19 protein-coding genes and 1 tRNA gene are annotated in these 17,867 nt (G+C 61.2%); 14 read left to right on the forward strand and 6 right to left on the reverse strand.

The genetic code is table 11. From position 1 onward, the window contains the following. The first annotated feature begins 78 nt into the window (after positions 1 to 78). The 10 genes from LIS66_RS22315 to LIS66_RS22360 are packed head-to-tail and all read left to right on the forward strand — an operon-like array spanning position 79 to position 8,788. Entirely contained in the window at positions 79 to 1,041 is a 963-nt protein-coding gene (locus LIS66_RS22315) for a YbgA family protein (RefSeq protein ID WP_083353559.1), read from the forward strand. Continuing rightward, a complete protein-coding gene (locus LIS66_RS22320; protein ID WP_123420103.1) occupies positions 1,041 to 1,982 on the forward strand; it encodes a MerR family transcriptional regulator in 942 nt (313 codons plus the stop codon). Before LIS66_RS22315 ends, LIS66_RS22320 begins: the two co-directional genes overlap by 1 nt. Positions 1,983 to 1,998: 16 nt before the next feature. Next, positions 1,999 to 3,444, forward strand: a complete 1,446-nt coding sequence (phrB, locus tag LIS66_RS22325) for a deoxyribodipyrimidine photo-lyase (protein WP_227973058.1) — start codon at positions 1,999 to 2,001, stop codon at positions 3,442 to 3,444. Then, positions 3,437 to 3,859: a nuclear transport factor 2 family protein gene (locus tag LIS66_RS22330; protein ID WP_042609712.1), complete on the forward strand. Its 423-nt coding sequence runs from the start codon at positions 3,437 to 3,439 to the stop codon at positions 3,857 to 3,859. The genes phrB and LIS66_RS22330 overlap by 8 nt, the downstream gene beginning before the upstream one ends. Beyond that, on the forward strand, positions 3,856 to 4,638 hold the full coding sequence (locus LIS66_RS22335; protein ID WP_227973059.1) for an SDR family NAD(P)-dependent oxidoreductase: 783 nt from the start codon (positions 3,856 to 3,858) through the stop codon (positions 4,636 to 4,638). The genes LIS66_RS22330 and LIS66_RS22335 overlap by 4 nt, the downstream gene beginning before the upstream one ends. Next, complete coding sequence (locus tag LIS66_RS22340; RefSeq protein ID WP_042609710.1) at positions 4,635 to 5,882, forward strand: NAD(P)/FAD-dependent oxidoreductase; 1,248 nt, start codon at positions 4,635 to 4,637, stop codon at positions 5,880 to 5,882. The genes LIS66_RS22335 and LIS66_RS22340 overlap by 4 nt, the downstream gene beginning before the upstream one ends. Further along, entirely contained in the window at positions 5,879 to 6,694 is an 816-nt protein-coding gene (locus LIS66_RS22345) for a DUF1365 domain-containing protein (RefSeq protein WP_227973060.1), read from the forward strand. The genes LIS66_RS22340 and LIS66_RS22345 overlap by 4 nt, the downstream gene beginning before the upstream one ends. Next, positions 6,681 to 7,946: an SAM-dependent methyltransferase gene (locus LIS66_RS22350; protein WP_042609708.1), complete on the forward strand. Its 1,266-nt coding sequence runs from the start codon at positions 6,681 to 6,683 to the stop codon at positions 7,944 to 7,946. Before LIS66_RS22345 ends, LIS66_RS22350 begins: the two co-directional genes overlap by 14 nt. Next, a complete protein-coding gene (locus LIS66_RS22355; protein ID WP_227973061.1) occupies positions 7,939 to 8,430 on the forward strand; it encodes a DUF2878 domain-containing protein in 492 nt (163 codons plus the stop codon). Before LIS66_RS22350 ends, LIS66_RS22355 begins: the two co-directional genes overlap by 8 nt. 52 nt (positions 8,431 to 8,482) lie before the next feature. Continuing rightward, positions 8,483 to 8,788 carry a YkgJ family cysteine cluster protein gene (locus tag LIS66_RS22360; RefSeq protein WP_042609706.1) on the forward strand — a complete coding sequence of 102 codons (306 nt, stop codon included), beginning with the start codon at positions 8,483 to 8,485 and terminating at the stop codon, positions 8,786 to 8,788. 117 nt (positions 8,789 to 8,905) lie between these two features. Here the strand turns inward: LIS66_RS22360 and LIS66_RS22365 are convergent, their stop codons facing one another. The 6 genes from LIS66_RS22365 to hemA form a co-directional block, all read right to left on the reverse strand. Beyond that, entirely contained in the window at positions 8,906 to 9,424 is a 519-nt protein-coding gene (locus LIS66_RS22365) for an acyloxyacyl hydrolase (RefSeq protein WP_024014291.1), read from the reverse strand. A gap of 111 nt (positions 9,425 to 9,535) precedes the next feature. Next, positions 9,536 to 10,327 carry a glutamate racemase gene (gene murI, locus LIS66_RS22370; RefSeq protein ID WP_227973062.1) on the reverse strand — a complete coding sequence of 264 codons (792 nt, stop codon included), beginning with the start codon at positions 10,325 to 10,327 and terminating at the stop codon, positions 9,536 to 9,538. Further along, positions 10,320 to 11,075, reverse strand: coding sequence for a molybdopterin-synthase adenylyltransferase MoeB (locus LIS66_RS22375; protein WP_116657785.1), 756 nt, complete (start codon positions 11,073 to 11,075; stop codon positions 10,320 to 10,322). The genes murI and LIS66_RS22375 overlap by 8 nt, the downstream gene beginning before the upstream one ends. Continuing rightward, on the reverse strand, positions 11,069 to 11,899 hold the full coding sequence (gene prmC / locus LIS66_RS22380; RefSeq protein WP_227973063.1) for a peptide chain release factor N(5)-glutamine methyltransferase: 831 nt from the start codon (positions 11,897 to 11,899) through the stop codon (positions 11,069 to 11,071). The genes LIS66_RS22375 and prmC overlap by 7 nt, the downstream gene beginning before the upstream one ends. After that, a complete protein-coding gene (prfA, locus tag LIS66_RS22385; protein ID WP_042609702.1) occupies positions 11,900 to 12,982 on the reverse strand; it encodes a peptide chain release factor 1 in 1,083 nt (360 codons plus the stop codon). Beyond that, a complete protein-coding gene (gene hemA, locus LIS66_RS22390; protein WP_016773209.1) occupies positions 12,979 to 14,265 on the reverse strand; it encodes a glutamyl-tRNA reductase in 1,287 nt (428 codons plus the stop codon). Before hemA ends, prfA begins: the two co-directional genes overlap by 4 nt. Positions 14,266 to 14,538: 273 nt before the next feature. Here hemA and LIS66_RS22395 point away from each other — a divergent pair, with 273 nt between their 5' ends. The 4 genes from LIS66_RS22395 (at position 14,539) to LIS66_RS22410 (ending at position 17,851) form a co-directional block, all read left to right on the forward strand. Beyond that, on the forward strand, positions 14,539 to 16,263 hold the full coding sequence (locus LIS66_RS22395; protein ID WP_042609701.1) for a tetratricopeptide repeat protein: 1,725 nt from the start codon (positions 14,539 to 14,541) through the stop codon (positions 16,261 to 16,263). Positions 16,264 to 16,266: 3 nt separating this feature from the next. Further along, positions 16,267 to 16,884: a lipoprotein insertase outer membrane protein LolB gene (gene lolB, locus LIS66_RS22400; RefSeq protein ID WP_227973064.1), complete on the forward strand. Its 618-nt coding sequence runs from the start codon at positions 16,267 to 16,269 to the stop codon at positions 16,882 to 16,884. A 3-nt stretch (positions 16,885 to 16,887) separates the two neighbouring features. Continuing rightward, positions 16,888 to 17,739 (forward strand): 4-(cytidine 5'-diphospho)-2-C-methyl-D-erythritol kinase, encoded by an 852-nt coding sequence (gene ispE / locus LIS66_RS22405; protein ID WP_227973065.1) that lies wholly within the window; start codon positions 16,888 to 16,890, stop codon positions 17,737 to 17,739. 37 nt (positions 17,740 to 17,776) lie between these two features. Further along, positions 17,777 to 17,851: transfer RNA gene (locus LIS66_RS22410), tRNA-Gln, on the forward strand. Positions 17,852 to 17,867 lie beyond the last annotated feature (16 nt).

The following is a 17,867-nucleotide window of genomic DNA, read 5'->3' on the forward strand; positions in this document are numbered from 1 at the left end:
CTTGTACATCCATCGATCTATGCTGAGGAAAAGTTGTACAGAGATAACTCTCTGTACAGGTATAGATTCGAGGTGCTCATGTCTACAGCTTCCCTGTCCAAGCCGAAGATCGCCATCAGCGCCTGCCTGTTGGGCGAAGAAGTGCGCTACAACGGTGGGCACAAGGAATCGCGGCTGTGCAGCCGTACCCTCGCGGAATATTTCGATTTCGTCCCGTTGTGCCCGGAAGTCGCCATCGGCATGGGCATTCCCCGCGAGCCGATCCGGCTGGTGGGCGACCCTGAGCAACCCGAGGCCGTCGGCACCGTCGACCGGACCATCAACGTCACCAGGCCGCTGGCCGAGTACGGCGAGAAAATGGCCGGCGAGCTGCAGGACCTTTGCGGCTACATCTTCATGCAGCAGTCGCCGTCCTGCGGACTGGAACGGGTCAAGGTCTATCACGCCAACGGCGCCCCGGTGAACGGCGGCGGACGTGGCATCTACGCGCAGGCGTTCTGTGCCCGACACCCGGACTTGCCGGTAGAAGAAGCCGGGCGCCTCAACGATCCGGTGCTGCGGGAAAACTTCATCACCCGCGTGCTCGCCTACAGCGCCTGGCAACAAGTGCTCGCCCAGGGCCTCAGCCGCCGCGCGCTCACCGAATTCCACTCGCGCTACAAGTACCTGCTGATGGCGCACAACCCGCTGCAATACAAAACCCTGGGCAAACTGCTCGGCAACATGGCCGACAGCGATCCCGCCGAACTCGGCCCGCGCTACTTCAGCGAACTGATGGCCGCGCTGAAGAAATGCGCCACTCGCGGCACCCATTGCAATGTGCTGCTGCACCTCAGCGGATATTTGAAACAATCGCTGAGTGCCGAAGACAAACAGGAAATGCAACAGGTCATCGGCCAGTACCGCCAGGGCATCGTGCCGCTGGTGGTGCCTCTGACACTGCTTAAACACCACTTTCGACTCCATCCGGACCCGTACATCGCGCAACAGGTTTACCTGCAGCCGCATCCGGAAAACCTCAGTCTGCGAAACGCGATCTAATGAACGATAAAACCGACAGCAGCGCCCGGGAAGACCTCGGCGCCGACTTCAAGAAAGCCCTCGACGAGGGCTGGTTGCCGATTCGCGAAGTCGCGCGGCAAACCGGCGTCAACGCCATCACCCTGCGTGCGTGGGAACGTCGCTACGGGCTGGTGGTGCCCCAGCGCACGCCCAAGGGCCATCGACTGTATAGCGCTGAACATGTGCAGCGAATCATGGCCATTCTCACCTGGCTGAACCGTGGGGTGGCGGTCAGTCAGGTCAAGCCATTGCTCGACGCCCCGCAGGCCTTCACCGAGACCGTGGAGAACGACTGGCAGCGCCTGCGACAGACGTTGCTTTCGGCGGTCACCGCACTGAATGAGCGCACGCTGGATGACAGCGTCAATCAGGCCATCGCCCTGTACCCGCCCCGGACCTTGTGCGAGCAATTGCTGATGCCGCTGCTGGCCGAACTCGAACAGCGCTGGCAGGGCCAGTTCGGCGCGCAGATGGAGCGGACGTTTTTCTATTCCTGGCTGCGCAGCAAATTCGGTGCACGCATCTACCATAACAACCGCCAGCTGCATTCGGCGCCGCTGCTGTTGATCAATCATTCCGACCTGCCGCTGGAACCGCACCTGTGGCTGTGCGCATGGCTGATCAGCAGTGCCGACTGCCCGGTGCAAGTCTTCGACTGGCCGCTGCCGGCCGGTGAACTGGCACTCACCGTCGAGCATCTGCAAGCCCGTGGCGTGCTGCTGTATTCGAGCAAAGCCATGCAACTGGCGCAGTTGCCGAAACTGCTGGCGAACGTCAATTGCCCAACCCTGATTGCCGGCCCCGCGGTGCACATCCACCACAGCGAGCTGTCCACTCGCACCGCTCAGACTGCCGAGCTGTTCCTCGCCGAAGATCCGCTTGCGGCACACCAGGCGCTGCTCGAACGCGGATTGATTTGATGATGGGTCTAATCACATGCAACTGATCTGGCTGCGCAGCGACTTGCGCCAACATGACAACACTGCCCTCGCGGCCGCTGCAGCGCGCGGCCCGACGCTGGCGGTGTATCTGTTGAGCCCCCAGCAGTGGCTGGACCACGACGATGCGCCGTGCAAGGTGGATTTCTGGTTGCGCAACCTGCGCGAACTGAGCCAGAGCCTCGGCGCACTGAACATCCCGCTGTTGATTCGCAGCGCGCCGCACTGGGATCAAGCGCCGGCAGAATTGCTCAAGCTCTGCCGGCAATTGAAGATCGAAGCAGTGCACGTCAACGAAGAATACGGCGTTCACGAAAGCCGCCGCGATGAGGCCGTCGCCGAAACGTTGCAGGCCGAGGGCATTGAATTCCACAGCTATCTGGATCAATTGCTGTTCAAACCCGGCACAGTGCTGACCAAGACCGGTACCTACTTTCAGGTGTTCAGTCAGTTCCGCAAGGTCTGTTACGAACGCCTGCACCGCTCGATGCCGGCGCTGGTCAAGGCACCCGGCAAACAGGCCGCGCTGGATATCGCCAGCGATGCCATTCCCGAGGCAGTCAAAGGCTTCGCCACGCCGAGTGAATCCCTGCGCACGTTGTGGCCGGCCGGTGAGCAAGAGGCGCAGCGCCGACTCGACACTTTCACCGATGCGCAGATCGATTATTACCGCAGCGAACGCGACTTTCCGGCCAAACCAGGTACCAGCCAATTGTCGGCGTACCTCGCCGCCGGGGTGATCTCGCCACGCCAGTGCCTGCACGCCGCTCTGCAAAGCAATCAGGGCGAGTTCGAAAGCGGCAAGGTCGGCGCGGTGACCTGGATCAACGAGCTGCTCTGGCGCGAATTCTACAAACATATTCTGGTCGGCTATCCACGCGTCTCGCGGCACCGCGCTTTTCGCCCGGAAACCGAGGCGCTGGCCTGGCGCGATGCGCCGGAGGAACTCAAGGCCTGGCAAAAGGCACGCACCGGCCTGCCGATCATCGACGCGGCGATGCGTCAGTTGCTTGAAACCGGCTGGATGCACAATCGCCTGCGCATGGTCGTGGCGATGTTCCTGACCAAAAACCTGCTGATCGACTGGCGCGAGGGCGAACGCTTTTTCATGCGCCACCTGATCGATGGCGACCTGGCGGCGAACAACGGCGGTTGGCAGTGGAGCTCGTCGACCGGCACCGATTCGGCGCCGTACTTCCGTATTTTCAACCCGTTGAGCCAGTCGGAAAAATTCGACGCTGAGGGCGTGTTCATCAAGCACTGGTTGCCGGAACTGGCCGGGCTCAACAAAAAGGAAGTGCACAATCCGGCGGGCGCCGGAGGGCTGTTCGGCGTGGCGGATTATCCGGCGCCGATCGTCAACCTCAGCGCCTCACGCGAGCGCGCGCTGACGGCGTTCAAGAACCTTCCGTCGCGCCAGCATGCGAGTGGCGGCGATGAGTGAATTCCTGCGCAGCTTCGCCCGCGAGTTTTCCGGGTTGAACAAAGACAATCTGCATCGCTTGGGCGAGCTGTACAGCGACGACATTCATTTCACCGATCCGCTGCACGAAGTTCAGGGCCTGGCGCAGCTGCAGGATTACTTCAAAGAGCTGTACGCCAACGTCAGCGATCTACGCTTCGACTTTCACGGTTTCGACCAGATCGGCGCAGGCGAAGGTTATCTGCGCTGGGTCATGAGCTATCGCCACCCGCGTCTGGCCAAAGGCCGGGAAATCCGGGTTGGCGGCTGTTCGCACCTGCTCTGGCGCGACAAGGTTTATCGCCATCGGGATTATTTCGATGCCGGGGCGCTGCTGTATGAACACTTGCCAATATTGGGCCGGGTGATTGCCTGGCTGAAAAGGAGAATGGGATGAGTCGTACACCTCCACGGCGGTATTGGTTGACCGGCGCCAGCAGTGGCATCGGTGCAGCATTGTGCGAGGACATTCTGAAAAGCGGCGCGCACCTGGCGGTCAGTTCGCGCTCGGTCGCGCCGCTGAAAGTCTTGTCGCAGCGTTATCCGGGCCAGGTACTGGTGGTGCCCGGCGATCTGACCAACAGTCAGACCGTGCGCGAAATCGGCGAGCGGATCGGCGACGCCTGGGGCTCGCTGGACAGCGTGATTCTCAACGCTGGCACCTGTGAATATGTCGACGCGCGCCAGTTCGATTCCTCGATCATCGAGCACGTGGTGCGCACCAATCTGCTCGCCAGCAGCTACTGCATCGAAGCCGCCCTGCCGCTGCTGCGCAAAGGCACAACGCCGCATCTGGTCGGCATGGCCAGCTCGGTGACCTACCTGCCCCTGCCACGGGCCGAAGCCTACGGCGCATCGAAGGCGGGGCTGCGTTACCTGTTCGAATCGCTGCGCATCGATCTGGCGGACGAAGGCATTGACGTCACGATCATCAGCCCGGGTTTTGTCGAGACGCCGCTGACCGAGAGGAACGATTTCCCGATGCCGCTTAGCTGGCCTGCGGATAAAGCGGCGCGGCACATCTTCGCCAAACTCAAGGACCGGCCGCTGGAAATTGCTTTCCCGGGGCTGTTCATGGCGGCGCTTTGGCCACTGTCGAAGCTGCCGGCCCGCGCGCAACTGGCGATCGGCAAACGCATGGTGCGCAAGAACCCACCGCAGCGGGACCCGATATGAAAATCGCCGTGATTGGCAGCGGTATCGCCGGGCTGACCTGCGCTTACCTGCTGAACCGCCGCCACGACATCACCGTCTTCGAAGCGAGTGACTGGGTCGGCGGGCATACCCATACCGTGCCGGTCAGCGTGGCCGGGCAGCCATTCGCCATCGACACCGGCTTCATCGTGTTCAACGACTGGACCTACCCGAACTTCATTCGCTTGCTCAACCAGCTCGGCGTGGCGTTCAAGCCGACCGAAATGAGCTTTTCGGTGACCGACCCGGACACTGGGGTCGAGTACAACGGCAACAACCTCAACAGCCTGTTCGCCCAGCGCAGCAATCTGTTGTCGCCGGGGTTCTGGGGCATGCTGCGCGACATTCTGCGCTTCAACAAGGAGGCCCAGCGTGACCTGATGGAACTGCGCATCGCCGCCGACACTACCCTCGACGATTACCTCAAGGCCGGCGGCTACGGTGAACGCTTCATCCTGCATTACATCGTGCCGATGGGCGCGGCGATCTGGTCGATGCCGATGGCGGAAATGCTCAATTTCCCTCTGCAATTTTTCCTGCGCTTTTTCAAGAATCATGGACTGCTGTCGGTCAGTGATCGCCCGCAATGGCAAGTCATCGAAGGCGGTTCCAGTGCCTACATCGCGCCACTGACCGCCTCATTCCACGACAGGATTCGCCTGAACTGCCCGGTCAGCCGCGTCGAGCGGAATCAGCACGGCGTGGTTATCCACAGCCCGGCCGGCCTCGAACATTTCGACAAAGTGGTGTTTGCCTGCCACAGCGATCAGGCCCTGAAGTTGCTGGCCAATCCGAGCGAGGCCGAGCGCTCGATTCTCGGCGCCCTGCTCTACGCCGACAACGACGTGGTGCTGCACACCGACACGCGCCTATTGCCAGCGCGCAAACTGGCCTGGGCCAGCTGGAACTATCGCCTCGGCGGCGCCGGTCATACTCGCGCGGCGGTCACCTACAACATGAACATCCTGCAGGGCATCGAGAGCGACACTACATTCTGCGTCAGCCTCAACCAGACCGCCGGCATCACCCCGGACAAAGTGCTGGCCCGCTACACCTACGCCCACCCGCAATACACTTTGGCTGCCGCAGCCGCGCAAAACCGCTGGGGCGAACTCGATGGCGAGCAGCACACGCACTATTGCGGCGCCTACTGGGCCAATGGCTTCCATGAGGATGGCGTGGTCAGCGGCTTGCGCGTGGCCGCTGCGTTCGGTGAAACCCTGTGAACAGCGCCCTCTACAGCGGCGTCATCGGCCATCGACGTTTCTCGCCGCGCCGTCACGAATTCCGCTACCGCATCGGTTTGCTCTATCTCGACCTGAGCGAACAGGACGCCGTGCTGGCCTTGTCGCCGCTAGCGGGGCGTAGTCGCTTTGCGCCGTTCTCGTTTCGTGAGACTGATTACCTGAAAGCTTTCACCGGCAAGGGCGTACGCCTGATCGACGCGGTGCGCCAGCAGGTGGGCGCGGCCATCGGTCATGAGCCACAGGGCGCGGTGTGCCTTTTGACTCAGCCGCGCAGTTGGGGGCTGTCGTTCAATCCGGTGAGCTTCTTCTACTGCCACGAGGCGGACGGGCAACTGGCGGCGATCGTCTGTGAAGTAACCAATACGCCGTGGCGCGAGCGCTATCACTACGTGCTGCCGGCGCAGACACCGACCAGTCTGGTGGATTTTCATCAACATTTCGCCGTGGCCAAGGCCTTTCACGTCTCGCCGTTCCTGCCCCGCGACCTCGAATACCGCATGAGTTTCAGTCCGGCCGCGCAAAGCCTCGGCGTGCACATGGCCGATTGGCAGGGCAGCGAAAAACTGTTCGACGCCACGTTGAATCTGCGCCGCGAACCGCTCGATCGACGCAGCCTGCACCGCTATCTGCGCCGCTTCCCGTGGATGACTGCCAAAACCGCCCTGGCGATCTACTGGCAAGCGCTGCGACTGCTGCTCAAGCGCGCGCCGATTTTCGCCCATCAGCCTGCCGACGGCAGCTTTCAAACCGCCACCGTGCCTCCGAAGGAGCCGCACCATGAAATCCTCTAGCCTGCCGCTCGGTCGCTTCAGCACCAACGGCCTGACCGGCTCGCTGCTGCGGCGTGGCGTGCTGCGACAGCTCGCGCAACTCAAACACGGACAATTGATGGTCGTCGAGGATGGCGAACAGATGCTCTTTGGCACACCGGGTAGCGCCTTGCTCGGCGAGGTCCATGTGCTCGATCCGGCGCTGTGGGGCATGGTTGCCAGCAACGGCTCGATCGGCGCCGGCGAAGCATTCATCCACGGCTATTGGAGTTCGCCGGACCTGACCGCGGTGGTGCGCGTGTTCGTCAGCAATCTCGAGGTGCTCGACGCCATGGAGGGTGGCCTGGCGCGACTCGGCCGGCCCTTCGTGCAAGGCCTGCACTGGCTCAATCGCAACACGCGCAAGGGCTCACAAAAAAACATCGCCGCGCATTACGACCTCGGCAATGAACTGTTCGAACAGTTTCTCGACCCGACCATGATGTATTCCGCCGCCCAGTTCCTCTCCCCAAGCGACACCCTGGAACAGGCGCAACTGAACAAACTCGAACGCATCTGCCAGAAACTCGCGCTCAAGCCCAGCGATCACCTGCTGGAAATCGGCACCGGTTGGGGCAGCATGGCGCTCTACGCGGCGCAGCATTATGGCTGCCGCGTGACCACCACGACTCTGTCCAAAGAGCAGTTCGCGTTCACTGCCAAACGCATCGAACAACTCGGCTTGCAGGATCGCGTCACGCTCCTGCTCAAGGACTACCGCGACCTCAGCGGCGAGTACGACAAACTGGTGTCGATCGAGATGATCGAAGCGGTCGGCCATCGGTTCCTGCCGACCTATTTCAAGCAATGCGCGCAGTTGCTCAAGAGCAACGGCCTGATGCTGCTCCAGGCGATCACCATTCGCGAGCAACGCTACGAACAGGCGAAACGCAGCGTCGACTTCATCCAGCGCTACATCTTCCCCGGCGGCGCCCTGCCCTCGGTGCACAAGATGCTCGATGTGGTCAGTCGCGAGACCGACATGAACCTGCTGCACATGGAAGATTTCGGCCTGCATTACGCCAAGACATTGCGCCTGTGGCACGAGAACTTTCGCCTCGCCCATGGTCGCTTGAACGAATTGGGTTACGACGATTATTTCCTGCGCTTGTGGGAGTTCTACCTGTGCTACTGCGAGGGCGGATTCCTCGAGCGGACCATCGGCACCGCGCAATTGCTGCTGGCGAAACCGGCGGCGATGACTGCCCCGCTGCTCGGTCGCTTCGATGCTTGAGCGCCTCGCCAATGCCGTGTTGTTCCAGCTCGGCTGGCTGGCCTGCGTCATCGGCGGCAACAGTTTGTGGCTGTTGCTTGCACTGGCGGCGCTGGTCATTCATCTGCGCTGGATCAGCAGTTGGGCGGCGGAGGGTCGGCTGATGCTGTCCGTGGTGATTGTCGGCACGGCGGTAGACAGTGTTTTGCGTTACCTCGACGTGTTCCGCTTCGAAGATGCTGCACCGTTGATTCCGTTGTGGCTGATGCTGCTCTGGGCGCTGCTTGGCACCACATTGCGTCATTGTCTGGCCTGGAGCGCACGGCCATGGTGGCTGGCCAGCGCACTTGGTGCGGTGGGCGGTGCGTTGTCGTACTACGGCGGTGGACGCCTGGCCGGCGTGCAATTTCCCTACGGCGAAGTGCCGACGCTGATGGTGATCGGCGTGCTCTGGGCCGGGCTGTTTCCGCTGCTGCACATGATGGCGCGACGGCTGGCGCCATGAGCGTCCGTCAGCGCTTTCACACCCACAGCGATCACTGCCTTACACTGCCGCGATGAAAACCATCCCCCACACACAAATCGACGAACCGGCAGTCACCTGCTCGACCTGCGCCGCGTGCTGCTGCCAGCTCGAAGTGATGCTGATCACCGACACCGGCGTGCCTGATCGCTTTATCGATACCGATGAGTGGGGCGGTGAAGTGATGCTGCGTCTGGACGACGGCTGGTGTGCGGCGCTGGATCGCGACAGCATGATGTGCACGATCTACGAAAGGCGACCGTTGATCTGCCGCGAGTTTGAAATGGGCGCGCCGGAGTGCATCGAAGAGCGCCGGGGTATTGCAACAGCCTACCGCTGAAACAACTGTAGGAGTGAGCCTGCTCGCGATCGCGGTGTGTCAGTGCCAAATGTTCCGGCTGACACACCGCGATCGCGAGCAGGCTCACTCCTACAAGAAGCGTGAAGCGTCGAACAATTACAGCGGCATTGTGTAATGCAGCGCGTAGCTTTCTACACCATCGTTGTCGCTGGACAGGCCAGCGTTGGAGTAGTGCGTGGCGCGGATGCCGACTTCGTGGCCGCCGTTGAAGCGCAGGCCGAAACCGATGCGGTCTTCGAACTGGAAGGAGCCGCCCAGCTTGTTGCTTTCGTATTCGGTGTTGGAGAAGAACGCCGCACCGATACCCGCTTCAACGTACGGTTTGACGGACTGGCCGGCAAACTCGTAAACGAAGACCGGCGAGAACGACAGGCTGTTGTTGCTGGAAGTCTTGTCACCTTCCCAGTACGTGTAGGCACCGCTCCAGTAGCCGGTCAGGCGACCCACGTCGCTCTGCAGCCAGCTCTTGTCCCAGTCGAAATTCATGCCCAGGCGATACGTCATTGTCGAATCGCTGGTACCGCCGACGGCGAATTCAACGCCAGCGGCTTGTGCAGAAATGCTTTGCCCCATCAGTGCGGCCGCAATCGCGGCCAAGCAGAATAGTCGCTTCACTTTGAAACTTCCTTTTCCGGAACGATCGTTTGGTTTTTAGTTGCTGCTGTCGCTATAGAAATCTGCGCTTGGTCAGAAGTTCAGCGTATTTCGAGTTATTTCACATTTTTTTTACAAGTCGAAGTTTTGCACATTCGACGCAGTTTGGCCCAGCAGCGGTAGGATTTTTCTGAAGGATCGTGCATCGGCACTGGTCCAGAACCGTACAGGCAAGCTCGGACCTTGCGCCAGCAGATCACGCTCGGCGAGCAACCGTTGCAGCTGCCGGGCCACGGCAGCGCCGGTATCGATCAGGCTGACATCGTCGGCGATCATCGACCTTAGCAGCGGCTTGAGGAAAGGATAATGGGTACATCCCAGGATGATCGTGTCGCAGCCCTGAGCCAGCAAAGGGGTGACGTAACCCTGCAGCAAAGTGCGCAATTGGACGCTGTGCAGGTCGCCATTTTCAATCAGTTCGACCAACCCCGGACACGGCTGGGTGATGACTTTGACGTCAGCCGCAAAGCGATCGAGCAACGCGGCGAACTTGGCGCTCTGCAACGTACCTGTCGTTGCCAGCACGCCAACCACGCCACTGCGGGTCGCCGCTGCGGCCGGTTTGACCGCCGGTTCCATGCCGACAATCGGCCAGTCGGGGAAGTCGCGACGCAGATCGGCAACACCGGCCACAGTCGCGGTATTGCACGCCAGCACCAAAGCCTTGGCGCCCTGGTCGCGGAAAAAACCGGCCATCACACTGCAACGCTGACGGATGAATTCCGGGGTCTTTTCGCCGTATGGAATATGCCCGCAATCGGCGACGTAGAGCAGCGATTCGTTGGGCAGCAAACGCTGGATTTCCGCGAGAACCGACAAGCCGCCGACCCCGGAATCGAACACGCCGATTGGCGCTTCACGCATGGCGCGCGCCACAGACGCTGCAGCCCGGATCGCGCTTGACGCGCAGTTCACGGAAGCGCGAACCCAAGGCGTCGATCAGCAGCAGGCGCCCCACCAACGGTTCGCCAAAGCCGACCAGCACCTTCAACGCTTCCAGCGCCTGCAGGCTGCCAACCAGGCCAACCAGCGGCCCGACGACGCCGGCCTCGCTGCAGGTCAGTTCGGCTTCGCTGCCGTGACCGTACAGACAGTGGTAGCAAGGACTCTCGGCACGCCGTGGGTCGAACACCGACAACTGCCCTTCCAGACGAATCGCTGCGCCGCTGACCAGCGGTTTGCGCGCGACTACACACGCGGCGTTGACCGCCTCACGGGTGGCGAAGTTGTCCGAGCAATCGAGCACCAGATCCACCGCCGCCACCGCTGCGGCAAGAGAATCCTCGTCCAGCGCCCGCCGATGGGCGATGAGTTGGATTTCAGGATTGAGCGCGCCCAGGCGTTTGAGCGCCGAGTCGACCTTGGACATGCCGACGCTGTCTGTGTCGTGAATGATCTGCCGTTGCAGGTTGGTCAGATCGACCGTGTCGAAATCCGCCAGATGCAACTCGCCGACGCCCGCTGCCGCCAGGTACAAGGCCACCGGCGCGCCGAGGCCGCCGAGGCCGACGATCAGCACGCGGCTGGCCTTGAGCTTCAGTTGCCCGTCGATGTCGATGTGTTGCAGCAGAATCTGCCGGCTGTAGCGCAGCAATTCCTGATCATTCAGCACGGCAGGCGCCCCAGACTGATGCGTTGATGGCCGCCCAGATCGGTGCGGCTGTGGACTTCTTCAAAGCCACGGGTGAGCAGCAGATCACGCACGGCTTCGGCCTGATCATAGCCGTGTTCGAGCATCAGCCAACCAGCGCTTTCCAGATGATCGGGGGCTTGCGCAACAATCAGGCGCAGATCATCGAGGCCATCTTCACCGGCCACCAAAGCACTGGCCGGTTCGAAGCGCACATCGCCCTCGACCAGATGCGGATCGGCGGCGGCAATGTACGGCGGGTTGCTGATGATCAATTGAAAGCGCTGGCCTTCCAGTGCACTGAACCAATGGCTGCTCAGTACGGTGGCGTTGTTCAGGTGCAGACGCTGGCGATTGCGTTCGGCCAATGCCACGGCTTCGAGCACGCGATCGACGGCGGTGACTTTCCACGCCGGGCGCTCGCTGGCCAGAGCCAAGGCAATCGCGCCACTGCCGGTGCCCAAGTCGAGAACTTTGGCCGGCATTGCCGGCAGCAGCTCAAGGGCTGTCTCCACCAGCAATTCGGTGTCCGGGCGCGGGATCAGCGTGTGCGGCGCAACTTCCAGATCGAGCTTCCAGAAGCCCTGCTGGCCGAGAATGTAGGCCACCGGCTCACCGCTACGCCGCCGTTGCAGGTACTCGGCAAACGTCAGCGCAGCCTCGCTCGGGACGATGCGCTCGGGCCAGGTATGCAGAAAGCTGCGCGACTTGCCCAGCGCGGCGGCGAGGAGCAGTTCAGCGTCCAGGCGCGCAGTGGGCGAGTCCGGCAGTTCGGCGGCGCGCAACAGGCTGGCGATGATGGTCATTTATTCACCTATCGCTGCGAGTTGGTCAGCCTGGTATTCGGCCAGCAACGGCTCGATCACGGCTTCGACGCCACCGGCAAGAATTTCATCCAGCGAATACAGGGTCAGGTTGACGCGATGGTCGGTGACCCGGCCTTGAGCATAGTTGTACGTGCGGATGCGCTCGGAGCGGTCGCCGGAACCGACCAGCAATTTACGCTCACTGGCAATCGCGTTGGCCGCCGCAGCGTTTTGCTGATCGTTGAGCTTGGCCGACAACCAGGCCATCGCCCGGGCACGGTTCTTGTGCTGGGAGCGTTCTTCCTGACACTCGACGACAGTGCCGGTGGGTATGTGGGTGATGCGGATCGCAGAGTCCGTGGTGTTGACGTGCTGACCACCGGCCCCGGAGGAGCGGAACGTGTCGACGCGCAAATCCGCCGGATTGATCTCGATGGCTTCGCGCTCGTCCGGCTCGGGCAATACCGCCACGGTGCAGGCGGAGGTGTGAATCCGGCCCTGGGATTCGGTGGCAGGAACACGCTGGACACGGTGCGCGCCGGACTCGAATTTCAGCTTGCCGTAGACGTTGTCGCCTTCGATACGGGCGATGACTTCTTTATAGCCACCGTGTTCGCCTTCGTTTTCCGAGAGGATCTCGACACGCCAGCCACGCCGCTCGGCATAACGCGAATACATGCGAAACAGGTCGCCGGAGAAGATCGCCGCCTCGTCGCCACCGGTGCCGGCGCGGATTTCGAGGAAGACGTTGCGCCCGTCGTTCGGATCCTTGGGCAGCAACATGCGCTGCAGATCGGATTCCAGCGTGATCAGCAATTCCTTGGCTTCGCGGACTTCTTCCACGGCCATTTCGCGCATGTCCGGGTCGCTGTCCTTGAGCAGGGCCTGTGCGCCTTCAAGATCGCCTTGTACGCTGAGCAGCTTTTTATACGCAGCCACGACAGGCTCGAGTTCGGCGTATTCCTTGGAGTACGCACGAAATTTGGCCTGATCGGCAATGACTTCGCCGTCGCCGAGCAGCGCGGTCAGTTCCTCGAAACGGTCCTGGAGAATGTCCAGCTTGTTGAGCAGTGACGCTTTCATTGCGGTTTTTTATCCGAAAAACTATCCGGTGAGCCCTCGAGGGCGAAGAGTTCCTGGGCCATGGCCAGCGCATCGAGGCGGCCTTCGGCAGACAGCTTTTTCAACTGCACGCTGGGCGCATGCAAGAGTTTGTTGGTCAGGCCACGGGCCAGTTGGCCGAGCACGTCCTCGGCGTTGCCGCCGTTGGCCAGCAGACGCAGGGCCTTTTGCAATTCTTCGTCACGCAGGCGTTCGCTCTGTTGACGATAGGCCTTGAGCACATCGACCGCCGCCAGTTCGCGCAGGCGCACCATGAAATCGTCGGCGCCGACCGAGACCATTTCCTCCGCCGCTTGCGCTGCGCCCTGCCGGCTCTTGAGGTTTTCGGCAACCACTTCGTGGAGATCGTCGACGCTGTACAGGTAAACGTCGTCGAGTTCGCCGACTTCCGGTTCGATATCTCGCGGTACAGCAATGTCGACCATGAAGATCGGCTTGTGCTTGCGCAGCTTCAGCGCACTTTCCACCGCACCCTTGCCGAGAATCGGCAACTGGCTGGCGGTCGAACTGATGACGATATCGCTGCGCACCAGCTCCGCCGGGATGTCCGAGAGCAGCACCGCGTGAGCGCCGAACTGCTCAGCCAACTGACTGGCGCGCTCCAGCGTACGGTTGGCAACGACGATGCGCTTGACCCCCAGCTCATGCAAATGGCGCGCGACCAGAGTGATCGTCTCGCCAGCGCCGATCAGCAGCGCCTGACTGCGTTGCAGATCACTGAAAATCTGTTTGGCCAGGCTGACGGCGGCAAATGCCACCGACACCGGGTTCTCGCCGATCGCAGTATCGGTGCGCACCTGCTTGGCGGCATTGAAGGTCGCCTGAAACAGCCGCCCCAGCAGCGGGCCGATGGTGCCCGCCTCGCGGGCCACGGCGTAGGCCGATTTCATCTGACCGAGAATCTGTGGTTCGCCCAGCACCAGCGAATCGAGCCCGGAGGCGACGCGCATCATGTGACGAACGGCCGCATCGTCTTCATGCACATAGGCACTGGCGCGCAGCTCGTCCAGGCTCAGATGGTGATAGTCGGCGAGCCAGCGCAGCACGACATCGGCCGAGAGCTGATCCTGTTCTATATAAAGCTCACTGCGATTGCAGGTGGAGAGGATCGCGGCTTCGCGGCTGTCGGTCAGTCGGCAGAGCTGCTGCAAGGCCTCAACCAGCTGCTCAGGGGTAAAGGCCACGCGCTCGCGGACGTCTACTGAAGCAGTCTTGTGGTTAATACCGAGTGCAAGGAAGGCCATTCAAGGTCGCTGGTGGTGACGTGAAGCCGGCAATTGTCCTACTTCGAAAGATCCAGAACAACTACCGCTGACTATTGTCCCAATTGTCAGACCCTATAATGAGCACAATTTGGCTCCTTGTAGGAGCTGCCGCAGGCTGCGATCTTTTGATTGTGGTTTTTCGAATCACCAGCAAGATCAAAAGATCGCAGCCTTCGGCAGCTCCTACGGTTATGTTTGGCCGAAGGCTTGTGTCATGATGATCCGACCGCAGGTTAGTCGTCCTCTTCCTATATGAATAGATCTTCCGCGTTGCTCCTCGCTTTTGTCTTCCTCAGCGGCTGCCAGGCCATGGCGCCCGTTGCGCCGGACGGCACCCCGCCGGTCGAAGACACCACGCCCGCGCCTGAAAAGCCCAAGGTTTACAGCTCGTTCAGCGAGGAAACCGTATTCAGCCTGCTGAGTGCCGAACTCGCCGGCCAGCGCAATCGTTTCGACATTGCCCTGGACAACTACGTGACCCAGGCCATCAACACCCAGGATCCGGGCGTGTCCGAGCGTGCTTTTCGCATCGCCGAATATCTGGGCGCCGATCAACCGGCCCTCGACACCGCGCTGATCTGGGCGCGCAACGCTCCGGACGATCTCGAAGCGCAACGCGCCGCCGCCGTGCAACTGGCCCGCGCCGGGCGTTACGACGACTCCATGGTCTATATGGAGAAAGTCCTGCAGGGCAAGGGCGACACCCATTTCGATTTCCTCGCACTGTCGGCCGCCGACACCGATCAGGAAACCCGCAACGGTCTGATGAAAAGCTTCGACCGCTTGCTGCAGCGTCACCCGAACAACAATCAGCTGATTTTCGGCAAGGCGCTGCTGTTGCAGCAGGACGGCGACAATCAGGGCGCACTGACCCTGCTTGAAGACCATCCGCCGGAAGATGGCGAGATCGCCCCGATTCTGCTGCGCGCGCGCCTGCTTCAGCTGCTCAATCGTGGCGACGAAGCGCTGCCGCTGCTGCAGAAAAACATCAGGAAGTACCCGGAAGACAAACGCCTGCGCCTGACTTACGCGCGCATGCTGGTCGAGCAGGACCGCATGGACGACGCCAAGGCCGAGTTCTCCACGCTTGTTCAGCAATACCCGGAAGACGACGAACTGCGCTATTCGCTGGCGCTGGTGTGCCTGGAAGCCAAGGCGTGGGACGAGGCCAAGGGTTATCTGGAAGACCTCATCGCTCGCGAAAGCCATGTCGATTCGGCGCACCTGAACCTCGGCCGGATTGCCGAAGAACGCAACGATCCGCAGGGCGCACTCATCGAGTACGCCCAGGTCGGCCCGGGCAACGACTATCTGCCGGCACAACTGCGTCAGGCCGATATCCTGATGAGCAACGGCAAGGCCGCCGAAGCGCAAAGCAAACTGGCGGCCGAGCGTGACGAACAGCCCGACTACGCCATCCAGCTGTACCTGATCGAATCGGAAACCCTCTCGGCCAACAAACAGGACGACAAGGCCTGGAAAGTCCTGCAGCAAGCCCTGCAGAAATACCCGGACGATCTCAACCTGCTTTACACCCGCGCCATGCTCGCGGAGAAGCGCAATGACCTGGCGCAAATGGAAAAAGACCTGCGCCTGATCATCAAGCGCGATCCGGACAATGCCATGGCGCTGAATGCGCTGGGCTACACCTTGTCCGACCGCACTACCCGTTACGCCGAAGCGAAAACGCTGATCGAGCAGGCGCATCAGATCAATCCTGAAGACCCGGCGGTTCTCGACAGCCTCGGCTGGGTGAACTACCGCCTGGGCAATCTGGACGACGCAGAGAAATACCTGCGCCAGGCGCTCGAGCGTTTCCCTGACCACGAAGTCGCCGCGCACCTGGGCGAAGTCCTCTGGGCCAAGGGCAATCAACGCGAAGCCAAACAAGTGTGGGGCAAGTTCCTCAAGGACCAGCCCGACAGCACCATTCTGCGCAGCACCATCAAGCGCCTGACCGGATCCGAGACTCTTTAACCCATGTTTTTGCGCCACGTTATTGTTTTCAGTTTCATCGCCCTGCTCGCCGGTTGCTCTGGTTTCGGCACTCGCGAATCCGTCGAGGGCCACGGCAGCCCGGCCCAGTGGGCGGCGAACAAGCAGCAACTCGCCGGCCTCGACGGCTGGCAGATCGACGGCAAGATCGGCATTCGCGCACCGAAGGATTCCGGCAGCGGCACGTTGTTCTGGCTGCAGCGTCAGGACTACTACGACATTCGCCTGTCCGGCCCGCTGGGTCGTGGCGCGGCACGCCTGACCGGGCGGCCGGGCAAAGTGTCACTGGAAGTCGCCAACCAGGGCCGCTACGAATCGCAATCGCCCGAAGCCCTGCTCGAAGAACAGCTTGGCTGGAAATTGCCGGTGTCGAATCTGGCCTGGTGGGTTCGTGGCCTGCCAGCTCCAGAGAGCAAAAGTCGCCTGAACCTGGACGCCGACAGCCGTTTGGCCAGCCTTGAGCAGGACGGCTGGAAAGTCGAATACACCGCCTACACCGAACAGAATGGTTATTGGCTGCCCGAACGCATCAAGCTGCACGGCACCGACCTCGACGTGACGCTGGTGATCAAGACCTGGCAACCGCGCAAGTTGGGGCAATAACGCATGACCGCTGCACGCCTGACCCTGCCCTCACCGGCCAAACTCAATTTGATGCTGCATATTCTCGGCCGCCGTGAAGACGGTTATCACGAGCTGCAGACGCTGTTTCAGTTCCTCGACTACGGCGATGAAATCACTTTCGCCGTGCGCGCTGACGGCGCGATCCAGTTGCACACCGAGTTCGCCGGCGTGCCCCACGACAGCAACCTGATCGTGCGCGCGGCGAAAATGCTGCAGCAACAATCCGCCTGCTCGCTTGGCATCGACATCTGGATCGACAAAGTCCTGCCCATGGGCGGCGGCATCGGCGGCGGCAGTTCGAACGCGGCGACGACTTTGCTTGGCCTCAACCATCTCTGGCAGTTGGGCTGGGATGAAGATCGCCTGGCGGCGCTGGGCTTGTCACTGGGTGCCGACGTGCCGGTTTTCGTCCGTGGCCATGCGGCGTTTGCCGAGGGTGTCGGCGAGAAACTGACCCCGGTCGACCCCGACGAACCGTGGTATCTGGTACTCGTGCCGCAAGTCTCTGTTAGTACGGCAGAAATTTTTTCCGATCCTTTGTTGACACGTAACACACCGCCCATTAAAGTGCGCCCCGTTCCCGAGGGAAACAGTCGAAATGACTGCTTGCCGGTGGTTGCAAGGCGTTATCCAGAGGTACGTAACGCATTGGATTTGTTAGGTAAATTTACCGAAGCAAAGCTCACCGGAACTGGAAGTTGTGTGTTTGGGGGCTTCCCAAGCAAAGCTGAAGCTGATAAAGTCTCGGCCCTTCTGACAGAGACCCTTACAGGGTTTGTAGCGAAAGGAAGCAACGTTTCGATGTTGCATCGCAAGCTGCAAAGTCTGCTCTAAAGGAATCAAGTGCCCGGCACTTGAAAGCAACAGATACAGGGGCGTCGCCAAGCGGTAAGGCAGCAGGTTTTGATCCTGCCATGCGTTGGTTCGAATCCAGCCGCCCCTGCCATTTTCTCTACTCATCC

The organism is Pseudomonas sp. HN2 (assembly GCF_020736465.1).
Classification (GTDB): Bacteria; Pseudomonadota; Gammaproteobacteria; order Pseudomonadales; family Pseudomonadaceae; genus Aquipseudomonas; species Aquipseudomonas moraviensis_A.

Excerpts from the sequence above, each read along its gene's own strand:
- prmC (WP_227973063.1), bottom strand. The coding sequence starts at position 11,899 with ATGACCATCATCGCCAGCCTGTTGCGCGCCGCCGAACTGCCGGACTCG.
- LIS66_RS22360 (WP_042609706.1), top strand. The coding sequence starts at position 8,483 with ATGAAAACCATCCCCCACACACAAATCGACGAACCGGCAGTCACCTGC.
- LIS66_RS22355 (WP_227973061.1), top strand. The coding sequence starts at position 7,939 with ATGCTTGAGCGCCTCGCCAATGCCGTGTTGTTCCAGCTCGGCTGGCTG.
- LIS66_RS22350 (WP_042609708.1), top strand. The coding sequence starts at position 6,681 with ATGAAATCCTCTAGCCTGCCGCTCGGTCGCTTCAGCACCAACGGCCTG.
- lolB (WP_227973064.1), top strand. The coding sequence starts at position 16,267 with ATGTTTTTGCGCCACGTTATTGTTTTCAGTTTCATCGCCCTGCTCGCC.
- LIS66_RS22395 (WP_042609701.1), top strand. The coding sequence starts at position 14,539 with ATGAATAGATCTTCCGCGTTGCTCCTCGCTTTTGTCTTCCTCAGCGGC.
- LIS66_RS22320 (WP_123420103.1), top strand. The coding sequence starts at position 1,041 with ATGAACGATAAAACCGACAGCAGCGCCCGGGAAGACCTCGGCGCCGAC.
- prfA (WP_042609702.1), bottom strand. The coding sequence starts at position 12,982 with ATGAAAGCGTCACTGCTCAACAAGCTGGACATTCTCCAGGACCGTTTC.
- phrB (WP_227973058.1), top strand. The coding sequence starts at position 1,999 with ATGCAACTGATCTGGCTGCGCAGCGACTTGCGCCAACATGACAACACT.
- LIS66_RS22340 (WP_042609710.1), top strand. The coding sequence starts at position 4,635 with ATGAAAATCGCCGTGATTGGCAGCGGTATCGCCGGGCTGACCTGCGCT.
- LIS66_RS22315 (WP_083353559.1), top strand. The coding sequence starts at position 79 with ATGTCTACAGCTTCCCTGTCCAAGCCGAAGATCGCCATCAGCGCCTGC.
- ispE (WP_227973065.1), top strand. The coding sequence starts at position 16,888 with ATGACCGCTGCACGCCTGACCCTGCCCTCACCGGCCAAACTCAATTTG.
- hemA (WP_016773209.1), bottom strand. The coding sequence starts at position 14,265 with ATGGCCTTCCTTGCACTCGGTATTAACCACAAGACTGCTTCAGTAGAC.
- LIS66_RS22330 (WP_042609712.1), top strand. The coding sequence starts at position 3,437 with ATGAGTGAATTCCTGCGCAGCTTCGCCCGCGAGTTTTCCGGGTTGAAC.
- murI (WP_227973062.1), bottom strand. The coding sequence starts at position 10,327 with ATGCGTGAAGCGCCAATCGGCGTGTTCGATTCCGGGGTCGGCGGCTTG.
- LIS66_RS22335 (WP_227973059.1), top strand. The coding sequence starts at position 3,856 with ATGAGTCGTACACCTCCACGGCGGTATTGGTTGACCGGCGCCAGCAGT.